The sequence below is a fragment of the Agromyces aerolatus genome, from assembly GCF_031432255.1.
In the GTDB taxonomy this organism is placed as follows: domain Bacteria; phylum Actinomycetota; class Actinomycetes; order Actinomycetales; family Microbacteriaceae; genus Agromyces.
In genome coordinates this window covers 112,380-138,850 of the sequence record NZ_JAVKGQ010000005.1, presented here as the reverse complement: position 1 = coordinate 138,850, position 26,471 = coordinate 112,380, and the positions used below count along the sequence as shown (strand labels likewise).

Sequence of the window (26,471 nt, the reverse complement as noted above, 5' to 3'; positions counted from 1 at the left end):
AATCCGTCAGATCACGAGTCCAGGAGACTGATTCACCAATGGCCAACTTCTCTCTCGAAGACGTCAAGACCCTGCGCGAGCGCCTCGGCACCGGCATGGTCGACACCAAGAACGCCCTCGTCGAAGCCGAAGGCGACATGGACAAGGCGATCGAGATCCTCCGCCTGAAGGGTGCGAAGGGCAACGCGAAGCGTGCCGACCGCTCGACGGCCGAGGGTCTCGTGGCCGCCGTCGACAACGGCGACGGCACCGCCACGCTGCTCGAGCTCGCATGCGAGACCGACTTCGTCGCCAAGGGCGACAAGTTCGTCGCGCTCGCCGACCGTGTGCTCGCGGCCGTCGCCGCCGCGCGCGCCGACTCGGTCGAGGCGGCCCTCGCCGCGCCCGCCGACGGCAAGACCGTCGCGCAGGTCATCGACGAGGAGGCGGCGATTCTCGGCGAGAAGGTCGAGCTCCGGCGCGTCCGCCTCGTGAAGGGCGAGCAGTTCTCGATCTACCTGCACAAGACCTCGAAGGACCTGCCCCCGCAGGTCGGCGTGGTGCTCGGGTTCTCGGGCGCCGACGCCGACACGGCACGTTCGGTCGCGCAGCACATCTCGTTCGCGAACCCCGAGTACCTCACGCGTGAGGACGTCCCGGCGGAGCTCGTCGAGAAGGAGCGTGCGCTCGTCGAGCAGATCTCGCGCGAGGAGGGCAAGCCCGAGGCTGCGCTCCCGAAGATCGTCGAGGGTCGCCTCGGCGCCTACTTCAAGCAGGTCGCCCTGCTCGAGCAGGACTACGCCAAGGACAACAAGCTCCAGATCAAGAAGGTCCTGGCCGATGCCGGGATCACGGTGAGCGACTTCGCTCGCTTCAAGGTCGGCGCGTAGCACGCCACACAAGGGAGTCCGGATCGTTCGCGATCCGGACTCCCTTGTTGTGCGAGGGAATGGTATGCGACGGATGTCTCGACCCGAGATCCGTTCGCGTCGCACGGCGACCCTGCAGGGGCCGGGCAGTAGTTTTGATCCGGGACGGAAGGACGGCGCACATGACCGAACGTAGACGCAGGGTGATGCTCAAACTCTCCGGGGAGGCGTTCGGCGCGGGCGCGCTCGGCGTGAACCCCGACGTGGTCTCGGCCATCGCGCGTGAGATCGCCGAGGCGGCACGCACGGTCGAGGTCGCGATCGTCGTCGGCGGCGGCAACTTCTTCCGGGGCGCCGAGCTCAGCCAGCGCGGCATGGACCGGGGGCGCGCGGACTACATGGGCATGCTCGGCACGGTCATGAACTCGCTCGCGCTGCAGGACTTCCTCGAGCAGGCGGGGGCCGAGACGCGCGTGCAGTCGGCGATCTCGATGATGCAGGTCGCCGAGCCGTACATCCCGCGTCGCGCCGAGCGGCACCTCGAGAAGGGCCGCGTCGTCATCTTCGGCGCCGGCGCCGGCCTGCCGTACTTCTCGACCGACACCGTCGCGGCCCAGCGCGCGCTCGAGATCGGCGCCGACGTGGTGCTCGTGGCGAAGAACGGGGTCGACGGCGTGTACTCGGACGACCCGCGGACGAACCCCGACGCGCACAAGATCGACCGCATCAGCTACCAGGAGGCGCTCCAGCGCGGCCTCAAGGTCGTCGACTCCACGGCGTTCAGCCTGTGCATGGACAACGGCATGCCCATGCAGGTGTTCGGCATGGAGCCGGCGGGCAACGTCACGGCCGCCATCCTGGGCTCCGATCTCGGCACGGTCGTGGCGAACGGCGTCCCGGTCGCCGGTCGATAGACTGTCCCGAGCAGCGAAACGAAGGAGCTCCCAGTGATCGCGGATGTACTGTCTGACGCCACCACACGTATGCAGAAGGCCGTCGAGGTCGCCAAGGAGGACTTCGCGACCGTTCGCACCGGCCGGGCGAACCCCCAGCTCTTCCAGAAGATCATGGTGAGCTACTACGGCACGCCGACGCCGCTGTCACAGCTCGCCTCCCTGAACAACCCCGAGGCTCGCACGCTCGTGGTCACGCCGTACGACAAGAGCGCGCTGAAGGACATCGAGCAGGCGATCCGCGACACCCCGAACCTGGGTGCGAACCCCACGAACGACGGCAACATCGTCCGCGTCACGCTGCCCGAGCTCACCGAGGAGCGCCGCAAGGAGTTCGTGAAGCTCGTCAAGTCGAAGGCTGAAGACGCACGCGTCTCGGTGCGCAACATCCGCCGGAAGGCGAAGGACGACCTCGACGCGCTCAAGGGCGAGGTCGGCGACGACGAGGTGGCACGCGGCGAGAAGGAGCTCGAGCAGGTCACCAAGACGCACGTGGACCAGATCGACGACGCGCTGAAGCGGAAGGAAGCCGAGCTTCTCGAGGTCTGAGGCCGGCTGAGACGAGGGCGAGCAATGGAAGGCGTCCCAGATGAAGAGCGGACGGACGCCGACCGGCCGGACCGATCCTCACGAACTGAGTTCCGTGCGCAGGTGCACGCCCGGCGTGCCGAGTTCGAGCGCCAGTTCGAAGCGGGCAAGGCCCAGTTCGACCAGGCGCAGGAGAAGATCAAGGCGCGCACCGGGCGCAACCTGATCCTCGCGATCCTGATCGGCGTCGCGGCGGGTGCCGTGCTCCTGTTGAGCCTGCTCGTGCTCAAAGAGCTCTTCATGGTCTTCGTGGTCGTGCTGGTCGCTTTCGCGAGCATCGAGCTCGTGCAGGCGCTCAGGAAGGGCGGCATCGTCGTCCCGATCGTGCCGACCGTCGTGGTGGCGGTCGCGGCCGTGCCGATCTCGTACTACCTCGGCGCGGGTGGCCAGCTGCTGGCCGTGCTCGGCGGCATCGTGGTCGTGTGGGTGTGGCGTCTCGTCGCGGAGCTCGCGGTTCCGGCCGCGCGTCACGGCAGCCGATCGCTCCTGCGCGACCTCGGCGCGAGCGCCTTCGTGCAGGGCTACGTCACGCTGCTCGCGACGTTCGCCGTCGTGCTGACCGCCGCCGACGGCGGTGAGTGGTGGACGCTCGCGTTCATCATCACCGCGGTCGCGGCAGACACGGGCGCGTACGCGTTCGGGCTCATGTTCGGGAAGCATCCGATGGCACCGGTGATCAGCCCGAAGAAGACCTGGGAGGGCTTCGCGGGCGCGACCGGGGCGAGCCTCGCCGCCGGCGTCCTGCTCGCCCTCTTCATGCTCGGCGTGCCGTGGTGGTTCGGGCTGATCTTCGGTGCGGCCATCCTGCTGAGTGCGACGCTGGGCGACCTCGCCGAGTCGCTCATCAAACGCGATCTCGGCATCAAGGACATGAGCTCGTGGCTTCCCGGGCACGGCGGCTTCCTCGATCGCCTCGACTCGATCCTGCCGTCGGCGGCGGTCGCGTACGTGGCCTTCAGCGTGTTCGGCGGCGCGTGAGCGATACTGGATCGGTGGATTCCACCTTCCCCCGTGCGCGCAAGCCCCAGCCCGGCTACAACACCGCCCAGGTCGAGGCCTTCCTCCAGGTCGCGAGGCGAGCCTACGACGGCAAGCCCGCGGCGGACGACCCGCCGGTGACGGCCGAACGCATCAGGCTGACGGCGTTCGCCATGCAGAAGGGCGGCTACTCGACCGCGCATGTGGACGCCGCGCTCGAGCGGCTCGAAGACGCGTTCGCCGCGAAGGAGCGGCAGATCGCCGCGCGCCTGCGCGGCGATGAGGCGTGGCTCAGCGAGGCGCGCACGACGGCGCAGGTCGTGTCCAACCGCCTTGCCCGGCCGGCGGCGCAGCGCTTCGACCGCGTGAGCCCGCTCGTGCTCGGCTACCACGTCAAAGAGGTCGACAAGTTCGCCGAGCGGCTCTCGCGGTACTTCAGCGACGGCTGGCCCATCAGCGTCGACGACGTGCGGACGGTGACGTTCCGGGCGCAGCGCGGCGGGTACCGCGAGGCGCAGGTCGATCTCGTGCTCGACGCCGTGGTCGACGTCATGCTCGCGGTGCGCTGACCGCCGCGGTTCGTTCGACCCGGGGGAGCACCCTCCGCTACACTCGGATCATCGTGGGTAGGCATTCGGATTCGTCGGCGCAGCGCGTGCAGCAGATCGACCATCAGCCCGTTCCCGCCCGACCGCAGCCGCAGACGTCGGTTCGCCGCGCAGGCCGCGTGAAGCAGGCCCTCACGTTCGGGTTCGCGTTCAGCGCGGCCTTCAGCTTCCTGCTCGTGAACATCGCCGACCCCTCGATGGTCGCGACCGCGTCGTCCGAGTACGCGCAACCCGGCGATCGCTTCGGCGGCGCTCCCGCCCAGAACGTCGACGTGTCGAGCGACTTCGAGATGTCGGTCGCGCGCGAGGACTACCACGTGCTCGAGAAGCCCCCGGAGCCGCCGCCGCCACCGAAGCCCGAACCGGGATCCACGTCGTCGGGCTCCGGCTGGGCGCCGCCCGCCATCACCCCGGACCCCGGATCGGCCCAGGCGTACGCCGCGGGCGCGGTCGCCGCGCGCGGCTGGGGCGCCGAGGAGTACGACTGCCTCTACGCGCTCTGGGCGAAGGAGTCGGGCTGGCGGGTGAACGCGCACAATGCGTCCAGCGGCGCCTACGGCATCCCGCAGTCGCTGCCGGGCTCGAAGATGGCCTCGGCCGGAGCCGACTGGGAGACCAACGCGGCGACGCAGATCGAGTGGGGGCTCGGCTACATCCAGGGCCGCTACGGAACACCGTGCGGCGCGTGGGCGAAGTCGCAGGCCTCCGGCTGGTATTGAGCGTCGTCCCGCGGGCGTGCCGATCGTAGACTGGCACGATGGCACCGTCGAACCGAGCGCGCGGCCGCGCGGCGAAGGCACGCGCGGGGCATCCCGAGCTCGACGTCGAGCGGCTGACAGCGGGCTGGCGCCGGACCGAGGTCAGGGCGGGTCGCGAATGGAACGTGCAGCCGGTGAGTGAGCGCAGCGCACTGAAGGCCTACGTGTGTCCCGGTTGCGGGCAGGACGTCACGCCCGGCACGGCACACCTCGTCGCGTGGCGGGCCGACGGCGTGCTCGGCGACGCCGCCGACCTCGCCGGCCGGCGCCACTGGCACACGCACTGTTGGAGAATGGGGACCCCGTGACCGCCACCGATCAGATCGAGATCCGCTCCAGCGTCGAGCTTCCTGCCGTGCGCGAGGACATCGAGCTCCGCACGCAGGACGGCCTCACGCTCGTCGGCGAGCTCGCGACCCCGGCCGATCGGGCGCCGGTCGCGACGCTGGTGACGTTGCACCCCCTGCCGACCGCGGGCGGCTTCATGGACTCCCACATCCTCCGGAAGGCGTCGGCTCGGCTTCCTGCGCTCGCCGGACTCGCGGTGCTCCGCTTCAACACGCGCGGTACGACGTCCCCGCGGGGGACGAGCGAGGGCGAGTTCGGCGACGGCGTGAGCGAGCGGGCGGATGTCTCGGCGGCGATGTCCTTCGTGCGGGAACGGGGCCTGCCGAGGCCCTGGCTCGTCGGCTGGTCGTTCGGCACCGAGCTGGCGCTGAAGCACGGGCTCGAGCACGACATCGAGGGCGTGATCCTGCTCTCGCCGCCGCTGCGTCGCACCTCCGACGAGGAGCTCGCCCGGTGGAACGACGTCCACGTCCCGGTGATCGCCCTGATCCCCGAGCACGACAACTTCCTGCAGCCTCGCGAGGCCGTCGAGCGCTTCGGTGCCGTCCCGCACATCCGCGTCGTGCCCGTCGAGGGTGCGAAGCATCTGTGGGTGGGGGAGCAGCAGACTCGGCGCGTGCTCGATGAGATCGTCGCGGCGGTCGCGCCCGAGGCGCTGCCGCTGCCGACGCGGTGGCCGGCCGGCTGAGGGCCGCTCCTCGCGTCAGCGCTCGTTCTGGCGCGGGATCACGACCTGCTTGATGATCAGCAGGATCGACGCCGCCACCGGGATGGCGATGAGCGCGCCCAGGATGCCGAGCAGTGAGCCTCCGGCCAGAGCGGCGACGACCACGAGCGCACCCGGGACCTTGACGGCACGGTTCATGATGCGCGGCGAGAGCACGTATGCCTCGACCTGCATGTAGATCAGGTAGTAGATCGCCGCGACGAGGGCGGTGAGCGGTGAGCCGAGGCCGGGCAGCAGGCAGACCAGCACGATGATCACCGAGCCGGTCAGGGTACCGACGAGCGGGATCAGCGACAGCACGAACGCCAGGAACGCCAGCACCGCCGGGAACGGCGCCCGGATCGCGGAGAGGAAGATGAAGCTCAGGATGCCGTTGATCGCGGCGAGCGACGCTTGCCCGATGACGTACCGGCCGACCGACTCCGTGATCTGCTCGGTGAGGTCGGCGAACCGTGCCCGGCGGGACGCGGGCACGAGCTGGTACACGCCCCGCTTCATGGCGTTCAACGAGGCGGTGAAGTACAGCGTGAGGATCACGACCACGACGACCGCGAAGAGCCCGCCGCCGATCGCGAGCGCGACCTGCCACACCCCGCCCGCGAGCTCGCTCACCTTGTCGGGGTTCGAGACGAACTCGACGATCGCGCCGGAGACGTACTCGTAGACGGTGCGCACGTCGAGCGAGGGGAACTGCTCCTGCAGGAGGTCGAGCCAGTCGGCGGTGCTGCTGAAGCGGGTGAAGATGCCCGGCAGCTCCTCGACCAGCTGGCCAACCTGGTCGACGATGATCGGCACCACGGCCAGCACGAGCGCGGCGGCGACGGCTGCGACGCCGGCGATGACGATGAGGATCGCCGCCCACCGCGGGAGACGCCGACGTTCGAGCCAGACGACCGCGGGTTCCAGGCCGAGCGCGAGGAAGAGCGCCGCACCGACGTACGTGATGATGGTCGACAGGCTCGCGACCGAGTAGAGGATGAGCACGCCGACGCCCACGCCGAGCGTCGCGACCAGCCCGAGCCGGAAGGCGTTCTGGATCTTCACCCGTGGCCGTCCGCGCTACCTGCGGAGCTCGCCGGTGGCCTGCTCGGCCTGGGTCAGCACGCCGCGGAGCCCCTCGAAGTACCCGGCGACCGCGTCGCGTTCGATCCGGATCTGCGAGAGTCGCTCCTCTGCGTCGGCGACGAGCGCACGCGTCCGCTCGTCGGCGTCCGCGATGAGCTTGCGCGCCTGCGCGTGCGCCTCGGCAACGCGCTCGCGGGCCTCTTCGTCGGCGCGGTCGCGCAGCTCGGCGATCTCGGTGCGCAGGTGCGCTTCGAGCCGCTCCGTCTCGGCCCGGGCCTCGGACGTGCGCGCCACCGCCTCGGCGAGCTCGGCGTTGGCCTCGTCGAGGAAGCCCTTGGTCTTCTCGGCCGCCTCACGATGGCGCGCGAGCAGCTCCTGCTCGGCTTCGTCGCGACGGGTGGCGAGCTCGGCGTCGAGGTCGATGCGTGCCTGTTCGATCTCTCGTCGCATGCGATTGACCTCGTGCGTGGTCTTCTTCCGCATGCCCGTGAGCTGGTTGTCGAGGTCGATGCGCGCCTGCTCGGCCTCCGCCTCGAAGTCGGCGCGAGCCTGCTCGTGCTCGAGCGCGAGATCGGCGCGGACCTGGTCGAGGTCGGCGTCGTGCTTCGCGCGGACCCGCTCCAGCTCGTGGGTGAGCTTGAGCTTCGCGTTCTCGTGTTCACGCTCGAGGTCGACCCGGGTCTGCTCGCGCTCGTCGACGAGCCGGGCGCGTCCGGCCGCGAGCTCGCGCTCGAGGTCGGTGCGCGCCTGCTCGAGCTCCTGTTCGAGGTTCGTGCGGCGCTCCTCGATCTCGGCTTCGATCGCGGCTCGGGCCTCGGCGCTCTCACGGGCGAGGTCGAGGCGGGCCTGTTCGGTCTCCTTGGCGAGGTCGACGCGCGCCTGCGCGATCTCGCGCGCGAGCTCGGCCCGGGCCTGGTCGAGCTCGACGGCGACCTCGGCCCTGGTCTGCTCGGTCTCCTCCTGGAGGCCCGCTGCCGTGGTGCGTGCGTCGTTGGCCTCGGCGTTGGCCTCGGCGAGCATCTCGCCGGCCCGGCGCTCGGCGTCTGCGAGCGTGGCCGCGGCCTGTCGGTTCGCGCCGCTGGTGAGCTCCGCGGACTCGGTCGACGCGGCGGCGCGCAGCGCAGCGGCGTCGCGGGCGGCGTCCTGGCGCAGCTGCTCACTCGTCTCCTGGGCGCGCGCCACCATGTCGTCGGCCTCGGCCCGGGCGTTCTCGAGCGTCCTGGCTGCCTGGGCACGGGCCTCGCGGATGGTCGTCTCCGAGAAGTCCTGGGCATCGCTGCGGAGCAGGTGAGCCTCGTCCTCGGCCGTGCGGCGCAGGTGCTCGGCGTCGATGTCGGCCTGCGCGATGAGTCGCGTGGACTGCTCCTCGGCGACGCGGAGGGTGTTCTCGAGCTTCGTGCCGAGCCCCGAGAAGGTCGGGCTGCCGACCTCTTCGAGCTCGGCGGTCAGCTCGTCGATCCGGGCGAGAAGACGCTTGTTCTCCTTGCCGAGCTCGGCGCTCTGCGTGTTGGCCGTGATGACGTCGCGGCGCAGGGTGTTCAGCGCGCGCTCGACCTCGTCCTTGTCGTACCCGCGGAACACCTGGGTGAACTCGGCATCTTCGGCGGCCATGCTTCCTCCAGATCGCATCCGCGGCTCGGGGCGGCCTGGCGGATTCGTCCATTGTACGGCTCGGATCCGCCCGGCATCACGGCGGTCCGGCTGAGAGGACTCGCCCTGAACCGTGCGTTCGTATACGTTTCCAAGGAGTGTTTCGGGACGCTCCCAGATACGCCGGATAGTCTGGAATGTCTTGTGTTCGAGGCCGCGTCAGCGGCAGTGGAGGTGCTTTTGCGGTTCGTCCTCGCCATCGTGGCGTTCGCCGCCGCGGCCGTGATGATCGCGCTCGGCATCGCTCAGCGCACCGTGTTCCTCGAACCGGATCGCGTCGCGCTCCAGGTGACCGCCGAGACCGGCGACGCCGACTACCTCGTGATCGACCCCGAGGCGCTGGCAGCGAACCCGGGCAAGCAGACGCTCACGATCGAGGGCGACGGCTCGGTCTTCCTGGCCTACGGCCGGACTTCCGACATCCTCGCCTGGATCGGCGATGACCAGTACGCCGAGGTCGACTACGACGCCGAGGCGGGCGAGCTGGTGAGCCGCGTGGTCGACCCCGCCGACGAGCAGACGACGGGCGATGCGTCCGGCACCGACGACCGCGCACCCGCGACCGAGGCCCCAGCAGGCGAGGCCCCCGTGGAAGACGCAGTCCCCGAGGGCGAGCAGGCACCCGCCGACGCGGCCGATTCCGCTCCCGTGTCGCCGGCCGGATCCGACCTCTGGCTGGACGAGCTCAGCGAAGACGGCCCGCTCACCACGACGATCGACGTCCCGGCCGGAGTCTCGGTGCTCGTGGCGTCGGGAACCTCCGACGCGGTCCCCGACGAGATCGCGATCGCCTGGCCGCTCGACAACTCGACCCCGTGGGTCGGTCCGCTGCTCACCGGTGGCGCGATCGCGTTCCTCGCCGGCCTCGCGCTGATGATCTCCGGGATCGTCAGCCACCGCCGCTCACGTGGGCCGCGCCGCAACCTGCCGAAGGGTGGCCCGCGCCGTTCGCGGCGCACGCAGATCGCACAGCCGGGGCCCGCGGAGGACGCCCAGCCCGCGCCTCAGCCGAGCACGGCCGCCACACCGAGCGCGACCGGCGAGTCGAGCACCGCTGATGGGCCGAGCAACGCCGGTGAGCCGAGCACCGCTGCTGATGGGCCGAGCGCGGCCGGTCAGTCGCGATCGACCGGCAAGCGAGCCCTCATCGCCGGCCTGGTGCTCGTGCCCGCGCTGGGCCTCACGGCGTGCTCGGCCGAGTACTGGCCGAGTCTCGAGCAGGCGCCCGAGACGAGTGCGCCGGCGACGGCGCCCGTCACGGCGACGCCCGACGACGAGGCCGAGGCCACCGAGGCCGAGGCCGCCGAAGAAGTCGAGCCCGCGGTGACGGTTCCGCAGATGGAGCTCATCATGCGGAAGCTGTCGGACTCGGCGGCCGCCGCCGACGAGGCGCGTGATCCCGGGCTCGCGGCCGAGCGCTTCGCCGGTCCGGCGCTGGCCGCCCGTGAGGCGAACTACGCGATCCGCGGGGTCCTGCCCGACCACCCGGCATCGACCGCCATTCCCGCGGCACCGCTCGAGATCACCCTGCCGCAGCAGTCCAAGGCGGGGATCTGGCCCCGCACGGTGCTGACGATCGTGAAGAACGGCGACGACCCCACCGTCGCGCCGTCGTCGCTCGTGCTCGTGCAGCAGTCGCCGCGGGACAACTTCAAGATCCTCTACGCGATGTCGCTCGTCCCCGATGCCGACCCGCCCGAGGTCGCGCCCGCCTCGATCGGCGCCCCGCTCGTCTCGCCGCAGTCCAAGCTGCTCGTCCTCGCTCCCGACCAGGTCGCGGCCGCCTACGCCGATGTGCTCACGCACGGCGCCGAATCGCAGTACGCGGAGCTCTTCGAGACCGAGGGCGACGTGCTGTTGCAGCAGCTCGGCCCCGAGGGTCAGAACGCGACCAACGAGACGCTGCCCCCGACCGCCGACGCGGCGTACGCCACGCAGGCGGGCGACAGCCCGCCGATCGCGCTCGCGACGAACGACTCTGGCGCGATGATCTCGGTCTCGCTCAGCCAGACCGAGACCGTGACCCCCAACGATGGCGGTACGCTCGGATTCGGCGATGGCCAGCCCGGCGGTGCGCTGAGCGGATTCACCGGCAAGAGCGCCAAGGGCGTGCAACGCGAGATCGGCATCCAGGTGCTGTTCTACGTGCCGGCGGTCGGCTCGGACGAGAAGATCCGCGTCCTCGGCTGGTCGGAAAGCTTGATCGGAGCATCGGAGGTCCCGTGACGAATCCCATCCCGCCGTCGGCAGGTCTGCGCGGTGCGGTCGACCTGTCGTCCCTCGTGCAGAGCCCGGCGCCCGGCGCGGACCAGGCCGCCGCCGCGGGCGACGCGCTCGTCTTCCCGACCGACGACCAGGCGTTCGCCCAGACCCTCGAGCTCTCGCGCACCGTCCCGGTCGTGATCGTGCTGTGGGCGAGCTGGAGCGAGCAGTCCGCCCAGGTCGTCGACAGCCTCGAGCGGCTGGTGCGGGCCCGCGCCGGGCGCCTCGTCCTCGCCACGGCCGACGCCGACCGCAGCCCGCAGCTCGTCCAGGCCCTGCAGGCGCAGTCCGTGCCCACGGTCGTCGCGCTCGTGGCCGGGCAGCCGGTGCCGCTGTTCCAGGGCGTGCAGCCCGACGACGTGATCGGGCAGGTGTTCGACCAGCTGCTCCAGCTCGCGGAACAGCACGGCGTCACGGGCACGGTCGAGGCAGGAGAGCCGGGAGACCCCGACGCGTCGCAGGAGCCCGCCGAGGCGCCGCTTCCGCCCCTGCACCAGGAGGCGTACGACGCGATCTCGCAGGGCGACTACACCGCAGCCGCCGCGGCCTATCGCACGGCGATCGCGCAGGATCCACGCGACGCGCTCGCGGTCGCGGGCCTCGCGCAGGCCAATCTCCTCGGCCGGCTGCAGGGCAAGTCGCTCGACGAGATCCGCAACGCGGCAGCGGCCGATCCCGGGAGCCTCGAGGCGCAGCTCGACGTCGCGGATCTCGACCTGTCGGGCGGGCACGTCGATGACGCGTTCACCCGTCTCCTCGACCTGTTCCCGACGCTCGACGCCGACGGCAAGAGCGCGGTCCGTGAACGGCTCATCGAGCTGTTCGAGGTCGTCGGCACCGACGACCCCCGCGTCGCCGCGGCGCGGCGCCGTCTGGCCAACCTGCTCTACTGACCGCGGGTCGAGTAGCGCAGCGTATCGAGACCAGGCGCCGGGTCTCGATACGCTCGCTGGCGCTCCCTACTCGACCAACGGCGCGCTGGCGCTCTCATATCTCGATACGCTCCGCTACTCGATCCGGCGCTCGACCTACGGGGTGTAGCGGAACCACACCGCACCCAGCGGGGGCAGTGTGAACGTCGCCGACGCCGGCCGGCCGGCCCACGGGACATCCGTCGCCTCGACCGCACCGAGGTTGCCGACACCGGACCCGCCGTACTCGACCGCGTCGGAGTTGAGCACCTCGGTCCACCGGCCCGCGGCCGGAAGGCCGAGCCGGAAGCCCTCGTGCGGCATCCCGGCGAAGTTCACGATGCACAGCAGCGGCGTGCGCTCGCGGTCGTAGCGGAGGAACGCGATCACGTTCTCCGCGGCCGCGCCGCCCTCGACCCACTCGAAGCCGTCGGAGTCGTCGTCGAGCTGCCACAGCGACGGGAGGTCCCGATAGGTCCGGTTCAGTGCGCCCACGAACTCCGCGAGCTGATGGTGGGACGGCTGGCCGAGGATCCACCAGTCGAGCCCGCGTTCCTCGCTCCACTCCGACAGCTGCCCGAACTCCTGGCCCATGAACAGCAGCTGCTTGCCGGGGTGCGCCCACATGTACGCGAGGTAGGCACGCGTGTTGGCGAGCTGCTGCCAGTGGTCGCCGGGCATCTTGCGCACGAGCGAGCCCTTGCCGTGCACGACCTCGTCGTGGCTGATCGGCAGGATGAAGTGCTCGCTGAACGCGTACAGGAACGAGAACGTCAGGTCGTGGTGGTGGTGGGCCCGGTACATGGGGTCCTTCGCCATGTACTGCAGGGTGTCGTGCATCCACCCCATGTTCCACTTGTAGCCGAAGCCGAGCCCGCCCGTGCTCGTGGGGCCCGTCACGCCGGGCCAGCTGGTCGACTCCTCGGCGATCATGACGATGCCGGGGCTGCGCTTGTACGCCGTCGCGGTCGCCTCCTGCAGGAAGCCGATCGCCTCGAGGTGTTCACGGCCGCCGTGGATGTTCGGCGCCCACTCTCCCTCGTTGCGCGAGTAGTCGAGGTAGAGCATCGAGGCGACGGCGTCGACGCGGAGCCCGTCGACGTGGAACTCCTCGAGCCAGAACAGGGCGTTCGCGACGAGGAAGTTCCGCACGCGGGGATTGCCGTAGTCGAAGACGTAGGTGCCCCAGTCCTTCTGCTCGCCGCGGCGCGGATCGGGGTGCTCGTAGAGCGCTTCGCCGTCGAACCTGGCGAGCGCCCAGTCGTCCTTCGGGAAGTGTCCGGGAACCCAGTCCATGATCACGCCGATGTCCGCCTGATGCAGCCGGTCGATGAGGTACCGCAGGTCGTCTGGCGTGCCGAATCGGCTGGTCGCGGCATAGTAGCCGGTCACCTGATAGCCCCACGAGCCCCCGAACGGATGCTCCGCGAGGGGCATGAACTCGACATGCGTGTAGCCGAGCCACTGGACGTACTCGATGAGCTCGTCGGCGACGTCGCGGTACCCGCGGCCCGGCCGCCACGAGCCGAGGTGCAGCTCGTAGATGCTCATCGGGCGCTCGTGCAGGTTCGTCGTGGCGCGGCGGGACATCCATTCGGCGTCCGCCCACTCGTGGTGGCTCTCGGAGACGACCGAGGCGGTCGCGGGCGAGACCTCGGCCTGTCTGGCCATGGGGTCGGCCTTCATGATCCAGTCGCCGCGCCGGGTGAGCAGCTCGAACTTGTAGGTCGCACCGGGTTCGAGCCCGGGCACGAACAGCTCCCACACGCCGCTTCCGCCCATGCTGCGCATGGCGTGGCCCTGACCGTCCCAGCGGTTGAAGTCGCCGACGACGCGCACGGCGCGGGCGCGCGGTGCCCAGACGGTGAACGCGGTGCCGCTGACCTGGCCGCCGAGCCCCCAGTGCTCGCGGTGGTGCGCGCCGAGTGCGTTCCACAGTTCTTCGTGCCGGCCCTCCTGGATGAGGTGCAGGTCGAGCTCGCCGATCGTCGGGGCGAACCGGTAGGGATCGTCGCTCAGCCATTCGCCGCCGTCGGCGTACCGCGCGAGCAGCCGGTACCCGGTGGGCCCGAAGTCTCCGCTGCCGGCCCAGATGCCGTGACCGAGGTGGTGCAGCCGAACGTGCCGGCCGTCGTCGAGCACGGCCTCGACCGAGTCCGCGAGCGGTCGCCGCGCGCGGATGACGGTGTGCGGTCCGGCCTCGCCGGGGAGGTCGAATCCGTGCTGGCCGAGCACCGCGTGCGGGTCGGAGACGCGCCCTTCGGCGACCCGGGCGAGCAGGTCGTCGGCGACCGCCGGACCGGCGTTGGGGTCAGGCATGCGGTCTCCGATGCTTCGGTGGTTGCGCGGTCGCCCGCGGCGGCCGGACGATGTGCAGCACGTGCGCGGGCCGCGTGAAGGCGTCGAGCCTGACGTAGTTCGCGGCGCCCCACTCCCAGCGCTCGCCGTCGACGAGGTCCTCGACGGTGAACGTGCTGCCCGGCTCGAGACCGAGCTGAGTGAGGTCGAGATGCACGGTCGTCTCGCGCACCGAATGCGGGTCGACGTTCGCGACCACGACGATCGTGTCGTCGACGCCGGTCCCCGTGAAGCGCGCGTCGAGGTGCTTCGAGAAGGCGAGCACCTGGTCGTCGTCGGTGCGGTGCACGCGCAGGTTGCGCAGCTGCTGCAGGGCCGGATGCTCCGCCCTGATGCGGTTCAGGATGCCGAGGTAGAGCGCGAGCGACCGGCCCTCGCGTTCGGCGAGGTCGAAGTCGCGGGGCTTGACCTCGTACTTCTCGTTGTCGATGGCCTCCTCGGCGCCGGGGCGGGCCACGGACTCGAACAGCTCGAACCCCGAGTACACGCCCCAGGTCGGCGCCGCGGTCGCCGCGATCGTCGCGCGCACCGTGAACGCCGCCGGGCCGCCGAACTGCAGGTACTCGGTGAGGATGTCGGGCGTGTTCACGAACAGGTTCGGCCGCAGATAGTCGGCGGTCTCCTCGGCGAGCGAGGTGAGGAACTCCTCGAGCTCCTCCTTCGTGTTCCGCCAGGTGAAGTACGTGTACGACTGCTGGAAGCCCGCGGCCGCGAGCGAGCGCAGCATGGCCGGCCGGGTGAACGCCTCGGCGAGGAACACGACGTCGGGGTCCTCGGCGTTGACGGCTCCGATGAGTCGCTCCCAGAACGCGAGCGGCTTCGTGTGCGGGTTGTCGACGCGGAAGATGCGCACGCCCTGCGCGATCCAGTGCCGCACGATCCTGAGCACCTCGGCGTAGATGCCTTCGGGGTCGTCGTCGAAGTTGACCGGGTAGATGTCCTGGTACTTCTTGGGCGGGTTCTCCGCGTAGCGGATGGTGCCGTCGGGCAGCACCGTGAACCATTCGGGATGCTCGGTCACCCATGGGTGGTCGGGCGAGGCCTGCAGCGCGAGGTCGAGCGCGACCTCGATGCCGAGCGCGTTCGCGCGGCGCACGAACGCGCGGAAGTCGGCGAGGGTGCCGAGGTCGGGGTGGATCGCGTCGTGGCCGCCGGGGGAGCCGTCGGCGAGCGGCCCGCCGATCGCCCAGGGCGACCCGGGGTCGCCGGGGGCGGGGTCGAGCGTGTTGTTCCGGCCCTTCCGGTTCGTGACCCCGATCGGATGGATCGGCGGGAGGTACAGCACGTCGAACCCCATGGCGGCGACGCCGTCGAGCCGCTTCGCGGCGGTCTTGAAGGTGCCGCTCTTCCAGGTGCCGTCCTTCAGGCGCTTCGCGCCCTCCGAGCGCGGGAAGAACTCGTACCAGCTGCCGACGCCCGCGCGCCGGCGCTCCACGAGGAGCTCGTGCTCCTCGGAGCTGCTCACGAGGCTCGCGAGCGGACGCGCGTCGAACTCCTGCAGGGCCGGGTCGTCGACGAGTGCACGACGGGCCGCGGGCGGCGTGCCGGGTGCGCGCAGGTCGGCGGCGAGCGTGCCGAGGCGCTTCCGGACGGCGGCCGGACGGGTGCGCTCGGCCGCGGCGCGTTCGAGCAGGCGCGCGCCGATCTCGTACATGAGCTCGACGTCGACCCCGGCATCGATCTTGAGCGCGGCGTCGTGGCGCCAGGTGGCGACCTCGTCGCCGAACCCCTCGACCCGCCAGCGCCAGGTGCCCTGCTCGTCGACCTGGACCAGGACCTCCCAGCGGTCGGTCCCGGCCGCGAGCGCGCGCATGCGGTGCCGTTGCGTCGCGCCGGACGGTGAGACGAGCGAGAGCATCGCGCCCACGACGTCGTGCCCCTCGCGGAACACGGTCGCGCGGAACGGCACGACCTCGCCCTCGTAGGCTTTCGGCCGCCATCTGGGATCGGGTGCGGCCGGGCTCAGCTGGATCACCGGGATGCGGTGCACGAGCGGGTCGGGGGAGATCACGTGTCGACCGTATCGCCTCGGCAGGCCGTGCGGGACGGGTTGACGCGGACTCGGCCGGGGCGTCGCGCGTGTGCGGGTCGCCGCTCGGGGAACGTTCACCTGAGCGTCATCCCGGCCCGCATAGGGTGTCGGTGTGAAGCCGATCCGCAGATTCACGGTGCGAGCCGTCGTGCCGCCCGCACTCGAGGCGCTCGACGAGCTGGCCGGCAACCTCAGGTGGTCCTGGCACGAGCCGACCCGTCGCCTCTTCGAGCACATCGATCCCGGAGCCTGGCTCCGCTCTGGTCGCGACCCGGTGACCCTGCTCGGTGAGGTCGCCCCGGCGAGGCTCGACGAGCTCGCGGCCGACGCGGGCTACGTCGCCTGGGCCGAGCGCGAGCGCGCAGGGCTGCGCGCGTACCTGCACGAGCCGAGGTGGTATCAGTCGCTCGGCGACGACGTTCCGCGCGGCATCGCCTACTTCTCGCCCGAGTTCGGCATCGCCGAGGCGCTGCCGCAGTACTCGGGCGGGCTCGGCATCCTCGCGGGCGATCACCTGAAGGCCGCGAGCGACCTCGGCGTCCCGATCACGGGAGTCGGGCTCTTCTACAAGGCCGGGTACTTCGCGCAGTCGATCTCGGCCGACGGCTGGCAGCAGGAGCGGTATCCCGCGCAGGACCCGGACGGTCTGCCGCTCGCACTCGTGCGCGCGGCGGACGGCTCGGCGGTACAGGTCACGCTCGGGCTGCCCGATGGGCGGTCGCTCGTCGCGCGCGTCTGGCTCGCCCGGGTCGGCCGGATCGCGCTGCTGCTGCTCGACACCGACGTGCCCGCGAACGACGAGGATCTGCGTTCGGTCACCGACCGGCTCTACGGGGGCGGCGGCGAGCACCGCCTGCTGCAGGAGCTGCTGCTCGGCGTCGGCGGGGCCCGCGCGCTCGCCGCCTGGACCGATCTCCACGGCGGCGAGGGCCCCGAGGTGTTCCACCTGAACGAGGGTCATGCCGGATTCCTCGGGCTCGAGCGGATCTCGTCGCTCATCGCCTCGGGGCTCAGCTTCGGCGAGGCGCTGCAGGTCGTGCGCGCGAGCACCGTGTTCACGACGCACACGCCCGTGCCGGCCGGCATCGACCGGTTCGACCGGGGCCTCGTCGAGCGCTACCTCACGAACGCGCTGCTGCCGGGCATCGATCCGGCCGACGCCCTCGCGCTCGGCGTCGAGCCCGATGCCGATCCCGCGACGAGCGCGTTCAACATGGCGATGATGGGGCTTCGGCTCGCGCAGCACGCGAACGGCGTCTCGCGCCTGCACGGCGAGGTGAGCCGTCGCATGTTCTCGTCGCTGTGGCCCGGCTTCGGCGACGACGAGGTGCCGATCACGTCCGTGACGAACGGCGTGCACGCGCCGACCTGGACCGATCCCGCGCTGTCCGAGCTGAGCGCCGACCGGCTCGGCACCGATGACGCCGAGCACGCCGACTGGCTGAGCGACGCGCTCGAAGACGGCGACCTCTGGGCGGTGAAGCGGCGCATGCGCACGCAGCTCGTCGAGGACGCCAGGCGCCGCCTGGCCACGGCGTGGTCGGCGCAGCACGACGGCGCGCAGGCGCCCGGCTGGATCGACGAGGTGCTCGACCCCGAGGCGCTGACGGTGGGGTTCGCACGCCGCGTGCCGAAGTACAAGCGGCTGACGCTCATGCTGCAAGATCCTGAGCGGTTGAAGGCGATCCTCACGAACCCCGAGCGGCCGGTCCAGTTCGTGATCGCCGGGAAGTCGCATCCGGCCGACGACGAGGGCAAGCGCCTCATCCAGGAGCTCGTCCGGTTCGCGCAGCAGCCCGAGCTCCGCGGCCGCATCGTGTTCCTGCCGGACTACGACATGGGCATGGCTGCGACGCTCTACCCGGGCTGCGACGTGTGGCTGAACACCCCGCTCCGGCCGCTCGAGGCCTGCGGCACGTCTGGTATGAAGGCCGCGATGAACGGCGCCCTGAACCTGTCGGTCCTCGACGGCTGGTGGGCCGAGTTCGCGGCCGACGACTTCGGCTGGGTCATCCCGTCGGCCGACCGTGCGGGCGACGCCGCCGAGCGCGACGCGCTCGAGGCCGCCGCGCTGTACGACCTGCTCGAGCACCGGATCGCGCCGGCCTACTTCGACCGCGACGCCGACGGTGTGCCTCGGGAGTGGGTCGGCATGCTGCGGAAGACGCTCACCCGGCTCGTCCCCGAGCTCGGGGCCGACCGCATGGTGCGCGAGTACGTCGACCGGCTGTACCGGCACGCGTGGCGGCACGCGCGTGCGGTGACCGCCGATCACGCGCGCGGAGCGCGCGAGCTCGCGGCGTACGGCGCGCGGGTCCGTGCGGCGTGGCCCGGTGTGGCGGTCGTGCACGTCGAGTCGGGTGGCGTCGAGGCGCCGCACGTCGGCGACGAGCTCAAGCTCCGTGCGTACGTCACGCTCGGCGAGCTGTCACCCGACGACGTCGAGGTCGAGGTCGTCTACGGTCGTGCGAGCGGCGACGACGCGATCCGCGACGGCCGGCGCGAGCCGTTGCGTCCCGCGGGCGGGTCCGCCGGGGCGGATGCCTCCTCGCCGAGGGTGTACGAAGGCGGCGTTGTCCTCGACCGCGCTGGCGCCTTCGGCTACACGGTGCGGGTCGTCCCGAAGCATCCGCTGCTGCTGAGCACCGCGGAACTGGGGCTCGTCGCCGTCGCGAGGTGACCCCGGGTCATCTCGCGATCGGCGCGGTCCGGCCGCCGGTCGCCGTGAGCAGGTCGTCGGGCGCGAGCTCGAGGTCGAGCCCGCGGCGGCCGCCCGAGACCAGCAGGGTCTCGTACAGGATCGCGGACTCGTCGAGGACCGTCGGCAGCACGGTCTTCTGGCCGATCGGGCTGATGCCGCCCAGCACGTAGCCCGTCTTGCGTTCGGCGACGGCCGGGTCGGCCATCTCGGCGCGCTTGCCGCCTAGCGCGGCGGCGAGCGCCTTCAGGTCGAGCTGCCGGGCGACCGGCACGATGCCGACGGCGAGCGAGCCGTCGATCGCCGCGAGCAGTGTCTTGAACACCCGGTCCGGTTCGACGCCGAGCTTCTCGGCGGCTTCGAGCCCGAACGCGGCCGCGCGCGGGTCGTGGTCGTACGTGTGCGCGACGAACCGGATCCCCGCTCGTTGCAGGGCGAGGGTGGCGGGCGTGCCCGCCGAGGCATCCGTTCGCTTTCCCATCTAGGTCTCCGCCAGGTAGAGCTGCATCGACCAGCCGGCCACGCGAACCCGCTCACGCGGAAGCCGAGTGCTCGGCGGGAGGTCGGGCGACTCGTGGGCCGAGTCCCACAGCAGCACGTAGCGGGCGACCGGCGGCCCGGGGCGAGGCTGATCTCGCGGTGCCGGCGGGCCGCCGGCCTCAGCGCCGGACCGGGAATGGGCGGAGAGACCGCTCGTTCCGGGCCTGTCGAGCGGGCCTGCCTGCGCGTTCTCCGACGGCAGCACCTCGGGCGACACGGTCTCGGTCGGTCCCTCGGGCAGCATCACCTCGGCAGCCCCGGCCCGGGCGTGCACGACGAGCAGCACCCGGTTCGGGGCCTCCGACTCGGGGGTCGAGGCGAGGAGGAGCTGCAGCGTCCGCACGCCGGGGGATTCCCAGTCGTCGATCGTCATGGGTTCGCCCTCGGCGCCGTACCAGTCCATGCGGCTCGCGTTCCGGGTGCTCACGCCGAACACGCCGTAGCGTGCAGGTCGCAGGGCCGGGTTGTCGCGCCGCAGCCGGATGAGCCGGCGCGTGGTCTCGAGCAGGCCGCGCTGCTCGGCGGTGAGGTCCCAGTCGATCCAGGTGGCCTCCGAGTCCAGGCAGTACGCGTTGTTGTTGCCGCGCTGCGTGCGCCCCACCTCGTCGCCCGCGGTCAGCATGGGCACGCCGGCCGAACACAGCAGCGTACCGAGCAGGTTGCGCATGCTGCGGAGCCGGGCCGAGCGCACGGCGGGGTCGTCGGTGAACCCCTCGACCCCGTGGTTGTAGGACCGGTTGGCGTCGGTGCCGTCGCGGTTGCCCTCGCCGTTGCCCTCATTGTGCTTCCGGTCGTACGACACCAGATCGGCGAGCGTGAAGCCGTCGTGCGCGGTCACGAAGTTGAGGCTCGCGAGCGGTCCGCGCTCGTGCGCGAACGTGTGCGCCGATCCGCTCAGCCGGCCGGCGAAGCGGCCGAGGCCGCCTCCCGGCAGCCGGCCGTGTTCGCGCTCGTCTCGTCGGTCTTCGAGCCAGAACTCGCGCATGCGATCGCGGTAGCGATCGTTCCACTCGATGAACCCGTCGGGGAACTGACCCGTCTGCCAGCCGCCGAAGCCGACGTCCCACGGTTCGGCGATGAGCTTCGTCCGGCCGATGACGGGGTCGTCGAGCATGCCGCGGAGCAGCGGATGGTCGGCCTCGAACCCGCCGTGGTCGCCGCGGCCGAGCGTCGCCGCGAGATCGAGCCGGAACCCGTCGACGCCGAGCTCGCCCGCCCAGTACCTGAGCGAGTCGAGGACGAGACGCACGGGCGCCGCGCCGCCGAAGTCGAGCGTGTTGCCGCAGCCCGTCGTGTCGACGTACCGGCCGTGGGCGTCGTGGCGGTAGTAGCTCGCATTGTCGATGCCGCGGAAGCCGAACGTGGGACCGCCCCGGCCCTCTTCCGCGGTGTGGTTGTAGACGACGTCGAGGATGACCTCGAGCCCGGCCTCGTGCAGGCGCTTCACCATGCCCGCGAACTCGCGACGTACCGCCGCCGGGCCTTCGGCCTGTGCCGCCGCGGTCGCGTAGGGCGCGTGGGGGGCGAAGAAGCCGAGCGTGTTGTAGCCCCACGAGTTGACCCTGCCCTGCCGGACCAGGCGCTCCTCCGACACGAAGGCCTGCACGGGCAGCAGCTCGACGCTCGTCACGCCCAGGTCCGTCAGGTACTCGAGCGAGGCGTCGTGCGCCAGCCCGGCGTAGGTGCCGCGCAACTCGGCCGGGACGCGCTCGTTGCGGCGGCTGAACCCCTTGACGTGCGCCTCGTAGACGATGGTGCGGTCGAGCGGCACGCGCGGGTTCGTGCTGCCCGCCCACTCGAACCCGTCGCCCGCGAGCGAGTCCATGGCGACGCCGCGCCACGATCCGTCGTCGGCGCGGGTGAGGCCGCGGGCGTACGGGTCGAGCAGCGCGTGCACGGGATTGAAGGCGTGCTCGACGCCGGCCGGCCCGTCGACGTGCACGGCATAGCGTGCGCCAGGGACGAGCGCGCGCGAGCTCGCCTCCCAGACGCCGGACTCGTCGCGTTCGGCGGGCACCCGGTCGACCGCCCACTCGAGGTCGCTCGTGTCGAAGACCGCGAGCTCCACCGCCGTGGCGTGCTCCGACCAGAGCCGCAGTCGTCCGCCTTCGGCGCCCGCGCGGACCCCGAGGTCGCGGAGGGGATCGGCGGACGGCATGCGCTCTAGAGTAGTTCCATGGCGTATCTCGACCACGCCGCGACGACGCCGATGCTCCCCGAGGCGATCGACGCCCTCACGGCGGCACTCGCCGTGACCGGCAACCCGTCGTCCATCCACAGCGCCGGGCAGCGCGCGAAACGCCTGCTCGAGGAGTCTCGCGAGCAGGTCGCCGCGACGCTCGGCGCCGACCCCATCGAGGTCGTGTTCACGGGCAGCGGCACCGAGGCCGTGAACCTCGCGATCAAGGGACTGTACTGGCGACGGCGGGCGACGGACGCTGCGCGGACCCGCGTGCTCGTGCCGCTGGGGGAGCACCATGCCACGATCGACACCGTCGAGTGGCTGGCCGCACACGAGGGTGCATCGCCGGTCGACCTCCCGCTCGACGGGGTAGGCCGGCTGCGGCTCGACGCGCTCGCCGACGAGCTGGGCCGCGACGAGGCATCCGTCGCGCTCGCGACCATGCTGTGGGCGAGCAACGAGGTGGGCACGATCCAGCCGGTCGCCGAGGCGGCCGCGCTCGCGGCGCGGGCCGGCGTGCCGATGCACGCCGACGCGATCGCCGCGTACGGGCAGGTCCCGATCGACGTGCGGGCGATCCGGCGGGCGACGGATGCCCCGGGCGGGGCGGGTCTCGTGGCGGTGAGCGTGTCCGCGCACAAGATCGGCGGACCCGCAGGCATCGGGGCGCTGGTGCTCGACCGTTCGGCGCAGGTCGAGCCGTTGCTGCACGGCGGCGGGCAGCAACGGCGCATCCGCTCGGGGACGCAGGATGTCGCGGCGGCGGCCGCGTTCGCGGCGGCGGCGACCGCCGTGGCGGCGAGGCTCGAGCGGGATGCGACGCGCATGGCCGCGCTGCGCGACCGGCTCGTGGCGGGCGTCGCCCGCCTGGTGCCCGATGCGCGGTTGTCGGGCGATCCCGTGGCCGCGGGCCGGTTGCCCGCGAACGCGCATTTCTCGTTCCCGGGCTGCGAGGGCGACTCGCTGTTGTTCCTGCTCGACGCGGCCGGCGTCAACGTGTCGACCGGTTCGGCGTGCCAGGCCGGCGTGCCCGAGCCCAGTCACGTGCTGCTCGCCATGGGGCGCAGCGAGGCCGACGCGCGCGGCGCACTGCGCATCACGCTCGGGCACGCGTCGACCGACGCCGACGTCGACGCGTTCCTCGCGGCGCTCCCCGAGGCGTACGCGCGCGCTTCGCGCGCCGGCCTCGCCGCCCGCGCGACCTCGTTCGACCGCTGACGCCCGTTGGTCGAGCCCTCGTTGGTCGAGTGAGCTACGCGCCAGCGAGCGTATCGAGACCCCGCGGGCCGCTCTTCAGACCGGGTCACCAGGTCTCGATACGCGTGCTCGTTCCTCGCTCGCTACTCGAACAGCGGGATGCGCGCCGACACCGACCCCGGGGCATCCGCTCAGCTCGCGCTCGTAGACTTGACCGTATGCGAGTGCTTGCAGCCATGTCGGGCGGCGTCGACAGCGCCGTCGCCGCGGCGCGCGCGGTCGAGGCCGGTCACGACGTCGTCGGCGTGCACCTCGCGCTGAGCCGTATGCCGGGCACGCTGCGTACCGGAAGCCGCGGCTGCTGCACGATCGAGGACTCGATGGACGCGCAGCGCGCGGCCAACACGCTCGGCATTCCGTACTACGTGTGGGACTTCTCCGAGCGGTTCAAGGCCGACGTGGTCGACGACTTCATCAGCGAGTACGCGGCCGGCCGCACGCCGAACCCGTGCATGCGCTGCAATGAGCGCATCAAGTTCGCGGCGCTCCTCGAGAAGGCGCTCGCGCTCGGCTTCGACGCGGTCGCGACCGGCCACTACGCGAAGATCACGACGGATGCCTCGGGGCGGCGCGAGCTGCACCGCGCGTCGGCCGAGGCGAAGGACCAGTCGTACGTGCTCGGCGTGCTCACGACCGAGCAGCTCGCGCACGCGTACTTCCCCCTCGGCGACACCCCGTCGAAGGCGCTCGTGCGTGCCGAGGCCGAGCGCCGCGGGCTGTCGGTCGCGCAGAAGCCCGACTCGTACGACATCTGCTTCATCTCCGACGGTGACACCAAGGGCTGGCTCGCCGAGAAGGTCGGCGAGGCGCCCGGTGACGTCGTCGATCGCAGCGGCGCGGTGGTGGGTTCGCACGAAGGCGCGCACGCGTACACCGTCGGTCAGCGCCGTGGCCTGCGGCTCGGCACGCCCGCGCCCGACGGCAAGCCGCGCTTCGTGCTCGAGGTCCGGCCCAAGGAGCGCACCGTCGTGGTCGGCCCGAAGGAGGCGCTCGCCACCGCCGAGATCGCGGGCTCGCGGTTCTCGTGGGCCGGCGCCGACCCCGTCGCGTCGGGCCTGGTGCAGGCGTCGGGGGAGTCGTTCGACTGCGAGGTGCAGATCCGCGCGCACGCCGACCCGGTTCCCGCGGTTGCGCGCGTGACCGACGGCGAGCTCGTCGTGCGGCCCGAGACGCCGCTCGACGGCGTCGCCCCCGGCCAGACCGCCGTCATCTACGTCGGCACGCGCGTGCTCGGCCAGTGCACGATCGACCGCACCGTGAGTGCGGTGCCGGTCGACGCCTGAGCCTCGTCACGAGTCGTCGGCGTTCCGACGCGACACGCCGGTGTCCGGCCGTCCGCCGGCGGCGTGTCGCTGAACGTGCCGACGACTCGTGACGGGCCGGCCGCGTCGGAGGGCGCTTCTAGACTTGGGGGCGTGAGCGATACCCCCATCGATTTCGAGACCGCACGCGACGAGGCCGCCGCACTCACCGAGCGCATCGAGCGGTATCGCACGGCGTACTACTCCGAGGGCGTGAGCCTCGTGAGCGACGCCGAGTACGACGTCGACTTCCACCGGCTCGAAGAGCTCGAACGGCTCTTCCCCGAGCTGGCGGGCCAAGACAGCCCGACGCAGCAGGTCGGCGCGGCGACGGTGGCGGCCGGGTTCCCGCCGCACGAGCACGCCGAGCGCATGCTCAGCCTCGACAACGTGTTCACGCTCGACGAGTTCCGAGACTGGGCGAACAAGGCGCAGGCCTCCGCGGGCCGGCAGGTGCGCTGGCTCAGCGAACTGAAGATCGACGGGCTCGCCATCAGCCTCGCGTACCGCGATGGCGTCCTCGAGACCGCGACCACGCGCGGCGACGGGCGCGTCGGCGAAGACATCACCGAGAACGTCGAGTTCATCCCGGCGATCCCGCGACGGCTCGAGGGCGACGGCTTCCCGTCGTTCTTCGAGGTGCGCGGCGAGGTGTTCCTCTCGACCGCAGACTTCGAGGCGCTGAACGAGCGGCAGCACGAGCTGCAGGCCGCGTATGCGGCGCAGCAGCTCGCGCGCGGCAAGGCCGAGGCCGAGATCCCGGTGAAGTTCCCCGAGTTCGCGAATGCGCGCAACACGGCGGCCGGCAGCCTGCGGCAGCGCCGCGAGAACAAGACCGCTGAGCAGCTCGAGCTCATGCGCGATCGGCTCGGCCGGCTCGCGCTGTACCTGCACGGCATCGGCGCCTGGGAGAACCCGCCGGTCGACTCGCAGTCGGGCATCTACGACCTGCTCGCGAGCTGGGGACTGCCGGTCTCACCGCACACTCGGGTGTTCGACACGATCGACGGCGTCACCGACTTCATCGCGCACTGGGGCGAGCACCGGCACGACGTCGAGCACGAGATCGACGGCATCGTCGTGAAGATCGACGAGCTCGCCCTCCACGACGAGCTCGGCGCGACGAGCCGCGCCCCGCGCTGGGCGATCGCCTACAAGTACCCGCCGGAAGAGGTGCACACCAAGCTCCTCGACATCGCCATCGGCGTCGGCCGGACGGGCCGGGCCACTCCGTTCGCGATCATGGAGCCCGTCAAGGTCGCCGGCAGCACCGTGCGACAGGCCACCCTGCACAATCAAGAGGTCGTGCGCGCCAAGGGCGTGCTGATCGGCGACACCGTGGTCCTCCGCAAGGCGGGTGACGTGATCCCCGAGATCCTCGGCGCCGTCGAGCAGCTCCGCGACGGCACCCAGCGCGAGTGGCAGATGCCCGAACGCTGCCCCGAGTGCGGCACGCCGCTCCGCCCCATGAAAGAGGGCGACATCGACCTGCGCTGCCCGAACGCGCAATCATGCCCCGCGCAGGTGCGGGGGCGGGTCGAGCACATCGGCTCGCGGGGCGCGCTCGACATCGAGGCGCTCGGCGAGGTGTCGGCGGCAGCCCTGACGCAGCCGCTCCGCCCCGAGACGCCGCCGCTCGTGACCGAGGCCCGCATGTTCGACCTCACGATCGATGATCTCCTGCCGATCGAGGTGGTCGTGAAGGACGCCGAGACCGGCCTGCCGAAACTCGACGACGACGGCGCCGAGCGCGTCCGCGCGCCGTTCCGGCGAAACCCGAGCGCAGCCGAGAAGAAGGCCGGAGCGACCGGCCCGCAGCCCGCCGCCGGCGCGACGAAGCTCATCGACGAGATCGAGAAGGCGAAGACCAAGCCGCTCTGGCGGCTCATCGTCTCGCTCAACATCCGGCACGTGGGCCCCGTCGCGGCGCGCGCGCTCGCCGACTGGTTCGGCTCGCTCGACGCCATCCGTGCGGCGAGCCGAGACGAGCTCGCCGCGGTCGAGGGCGTGGGCGGCATCATCGCCGACGCGGTGATCGACTGGTTCGAGGTCGACTGGCACCGCGAGATCGTCGAACGGTGGACTGCCGCGGGCGTGCAATGGGCGACCCCGGGGCATCCGGGGCCTGGTGCAGCCGCCGAAGCCGGCGGCGTCCTCGCCGGCCTCACGATCGTCGCCACCGGCTCGCTCGAGGGGTTCTCGCGCGAGGGCGCGCAGGAGGCGATCATCGCCGCGGGCGGCAAAGCGGCGTCCAGCGTCTCGAAGAAGACCGACTTCGTCGCGGCCGGGCCGGGCGCCGGATCGAAGCTCGCGAAGGCCGAGGAGCTCGGAGTCCGTATCATCGACGCAGCGCAGTTCGCCCTGCTCGTCACGGAGGGGCCGGCCGCGCTCGACCGCTGAACGACGG

The 26,471-nt window shown here is 71.5% G+C and carries 20 protein-coding genes; 14 read left to right on the top strand and 6 right to left on the bottom strand.

The features are described 5' to 3' along the window. Nucleotides 1–38 precede the first annotated feature (38 nt). From tsf to RH864_RS08765, 8 genes are all read left to right on the top strand, one after another. A complete protein-coding gene (tsf, locus tag RH864_RS08800) occupies nucleotides 39–869 on the top strand; it encodes a translation elongation factor Ts (protein WP_310517165.1) in 831 nt (276 codons plus the stop codon). A gap of 161 nt (nucleotides 870–1,030) precedes the next feature. Then, nucleotides 1,031–1,762, top strand: a complete 732-nt coding sequence (gene pyrH / locus RH864_RS08795; RefSeq protein WP_310517164.1) for a UMP kinase — start codon at nucleotides 1,031–1,033, stop codon at nucleotides 1,760–1,762. A gap of 33 nt (nucleotides 1,763–1,795) precedes the next feature. Next, complete coding sequence (frr, locus tag RH864_RS08790) at nucleotides 1,796–2,350, top strand: ribosome recycling factor (RefSeq protein WP_310517163.1); 555 nt, start codon at nucleotides 1,796–1,798, stop codon at nucleotides 2,348–2,350. 102 nt (nucleotides 2,351–2,452) lie between these two features. Then, on the top strand, nucleotides 2,453–3,367 hold the full coding sequence (locus tag RH864_RS08785) for a phosphatidate cytidylyltransferase (protein ID WP_310517162.1): 915 nt from the start codon (nucleotides 2,453–2,455) through the stop codon (nucleotides 3,365–3,367). 14 nt (nucleotides 3,368–3,381) lie between these two features. After that, nucleotides 3,382–3,936 (top strand): DivIVA domain-containing protein, encoded by a 555-nt coding sequence (locus RH864_RS08780; RefSeq protein ID WP_310517161.1) that lies wholly within the window; start codon nucleotides 3,382–3,384, stop codon nucleotides 3,934–3,936. Between the two features lie 53 nt (nucleotides 3,937–3,989). Further along, the gene (locus tag RH864_RS08775; protein ID WP_310517160.1) at nucleotides 3,990–4,694 is read left to right on the top strand and encodes an aggregation-promoting factor C-terminal-like domain-containing protein; all 705 of its coding nucleotides are present in this window, start codon (nucleotides 3,990–3,992) and stop codon (nucleotides 4,692–4,694) included. A 38-nt stretch (nucleotides 4,695–4,732) separates the two neighbouring features. Next, entirely contained in the window at nucleotides 4,733–5,041 is a 309-nt protein-coding gene (locus tag RH864_RS08770; protein WP_310517159.1) for a hypothetical protein, read from the top strand. Next, a complete protein-coding gene (locus RH864_RS08765) occupies nucleotides 5,038–5,769 on the top strand; it encodes an alpha/beta hydrolase (RefSeq protein WP_310517158.1) in 732 nt (243 codons plus the stop codon). Before RH864_RS08770 ends, RH864_RS08765 begins: the two co-directional genes overlap by 4 nt. A 15-nt stretch (nucleotides 5,770–5,784) precedes the next feature. On the opposite strand, the gene RH864_RS08760 is transcribed toward RH864_RS08765, so the two are convergent. Both RH864_RS08760 and RH864_RS08755 read right to left on the bottom strand, forming a co-directional pair. Then, nucleotides 5,785–6,852, bottom strand: coding sequence for an AI-2E family transporter (locus tag RH864_RS08760; protein WP_310517157.1), 1,068 nt, complete (start codon nucleotides 6,850–6,852; stop codon nucleotides 5,785–5,787). A gap of 15 nt (nucleotides 6,853–6,867) precedes the next feature. Then, nucleotides 6,868–8,484, bottom strand: a complete 1,617-nt coding sequence (locus tag RH864_RS08755; RefSeq protein ID WP_310517156.1) for a DivIVA domain-containing protein — start codon at nucleotides 8,482–8,484, stop codon at nucleotides 6,868–6,870. Nucleotides 8,485–8,703: 219 nt separating this feature from the next. On the opposite strand from RH864_RS08755, the gene RH864_RS08750 reads away from it, so the two are divergent. Both RH864_RS08750 and RH864_RS08745 read left to right on the top strand, forming a co-directional pair. Further along, a complete protein-coding gene (locus RH864_RS08750) occupies nucleotides 8,704–10,749 on the top strand; it encodes a hypothetical protein (protein WP_310517155.1) in 2,046 nt (681 codons plus the stop codon). Further along, nucleotides 10,746–11,678: a tetratricopeptide repeat protein gene (locus RH864_RS08745; protein WP_310517154.1), complete on the top strand. Its 933-nt coding sequence runs from the start codon at nucleotides 10,746–10,748 to the stop codon at nucleotides 11,676–11,678. Before RH864_RS08750 ends, RH864_RS08745 begins: the two co-directional genes overlap by 4 nt. Before the next feature lie 135 nt (nucleotides 11,679–11,813). On the opposite strand, the gene glgB is transcribed toward RH864_RS08745, so the two are convergent. Together glgB and RH864_RS08735 are read right to left on the bottom strand one after the other, a co-directional pair. Beyond that, nucleotides 11,814–14,015, bottom strand: a complete 2,202-nt coding sequence (gene glgB, locus RH864_RS08740) for a 1,4-alpha-glucan branching protein GlgB (protein ID WP_310517153.1) — start codon at nucleotides 14,013–14,015, stop codon at nucleotides 11,814–11,816. Further along, on the bottom strand, nucleotides 14,008–16,065 hold the full coding sequence (locus RH864_RS08735; RefSeq protein WP_310517152.1) for a maltotransferase domain-containing protein: 2,058 nt from the start codon (nucleotides 16,063–16,065) through the stop codon (nucleotides 14,008–14,010). Before RH864_RS08735 ends, glgB begins: the two co-directional genes overlap by 8 nt. 133 nt (nucleotides 16,066–16,198) lie before the next feature. Between RH864_RS08735 and glgP the strand changes: the two genes are divergently transcribed. Next, on the top strand, nucleotides 16,199–18,766 hold the full coding sequence (gene glgP / locus RH864_RS08730; RefSeq protein WP_310517151.1) for an alpha-glucan family phosphorylase: 2,568 nt from the start codon (nucleotides 16,199–16,201) through the stop codon (nucleotides 18,764–18,766). Nucleotides 18,767–18,773: 7 nt separating this feature from the next. Here the strand turns inward: glgP and ybaK are convergent, their stop codons facing one another. Further along, nucleotides 18,774–19,265, bottom strand: coding sequence for a Cys-tRNA(Pro) deacylase (gene ybaK, locus RH864_RS08725; protein ID WP_310517150.1), 492 nt, complete (start codon nucleotides 19,263–19,265; stop codon nucleotides 18,774–18,776). Next, complete coding sequence (glgX, locus tag RH864_RS08720; protein WP_310517149.1) at nucleotides 19,266–21,482, bottom strand: glycogen debranching protein GlgX; 2,217 nt, start codon at nucleotides 21,480–21,482, stop codon at nucleotides 19,266–19,268. An 18-nt stretch (nucleotides 21,483–21,500) separates the two neighbouring features. Between glgX and RH864_RS08715 the strand changes: the two genes are divergently transcribed. From RH864_RS08715 to ligA, 3 genes are all read left to right on the top strand, one after another. Then, nucleotides 21,501–22,724 carry a cysteine desulfurase family protein gene (locus RH864_RS08715; RefSeq protein ID WP_310517148.1) on the top strand — a complete coding sequence of 408 codons (1,224 nt, stop codon included), beginning with the start codon at nucleotides 21,501–21,503 and terminating at the stop codon, nucleotides 22,722–22,724. Between the two features lie 197 nt (nucleotides 22,725–22,921). Then, entirely contained in the window at nucleotides 22,922–24,046 is a 1,125-nt protein-coding gene (gene mnmA, locus RH864_RS08710; protein WP_310517147.1) for a tRNA 2-thiouridine(34) synthase MnmA, read from the top strand. Between the two features lie 132 nt (nucleotides 24,047–24,178). Next, complete coding sequence (gene ligA, locus RH864_RS08705; RefSeq protein WP_310517146.1) at nucleotides 24,179–26,464, top strand: NAD-dependent DNA ligase LigA; 2,286 nt, start codon at nucleotides 24,179–24,181, stop codon at nucleotides 26,462–26,464. Nucleotides 26,465–26,471 lie beyond the last annotated feature (7 nt).

Coding starts and splice junctions, on each gene's coding strand:
- mnmA (WP_310517147.1), top strand. CDS start 22,922: ATGCGAGTGCTTGCAGCCATGTCGGGCGGCGTCGACAGCGCCGTCGCC.
- pyrH (WP_310517164.1), top strand. CDS start 1,031: ATGACCGAACGTAGACGCAGGGTGATGCTCAAACTCTCCGGGGAGGCG.
- RH864_RS08715 (WP_310517148.1), top strand. CDS start 21,501: ATGGCGTATCTCGACCACGCCGCGACGACGCCGATGCTCCCCGAGGCG.
- ybaK (WP_310517150.1), bottom strand. CDS start 19,265: ATGGGAAAGCGAACGGATGCCTCGGCGGGCACGCCCGCCACCCTCGCC.
- glgB (WP_310517153.1), bottom strand. CDS start 14,015: ATGCCTGACCCCAACGCCGGTCCGGCGGTCGCCGACGACCTGCTCGCC.
- glgX (WP_310517149.1), bottom strand. CDS start 21,482: ATGCCGTCCGCCGATCCCCTCCGCGACCTCGGGGTCCGCGCGGGCGCC.
- RH864_RS08770 (WP_310517159.1), top strand. CDS start 4,733: ATGGCACCGTCGAACCGAGCGCGCGGCCGCGCGGCGAAGGCACGCGCG.
- tsf (WP_310517165.1), top strand. CDS start 39: ATGGCCAACTTCTCTCTCGAAGACGTCAAGACCCTGCGCGAGCGCCTC.
- RH864_RS08755 (WP_310517156.1), bottom strand. CDS start 8,484: ATGGCCGCCGAAGATGCCGAGTTCACCCAGGTGTTCCGCGGGTACGAC.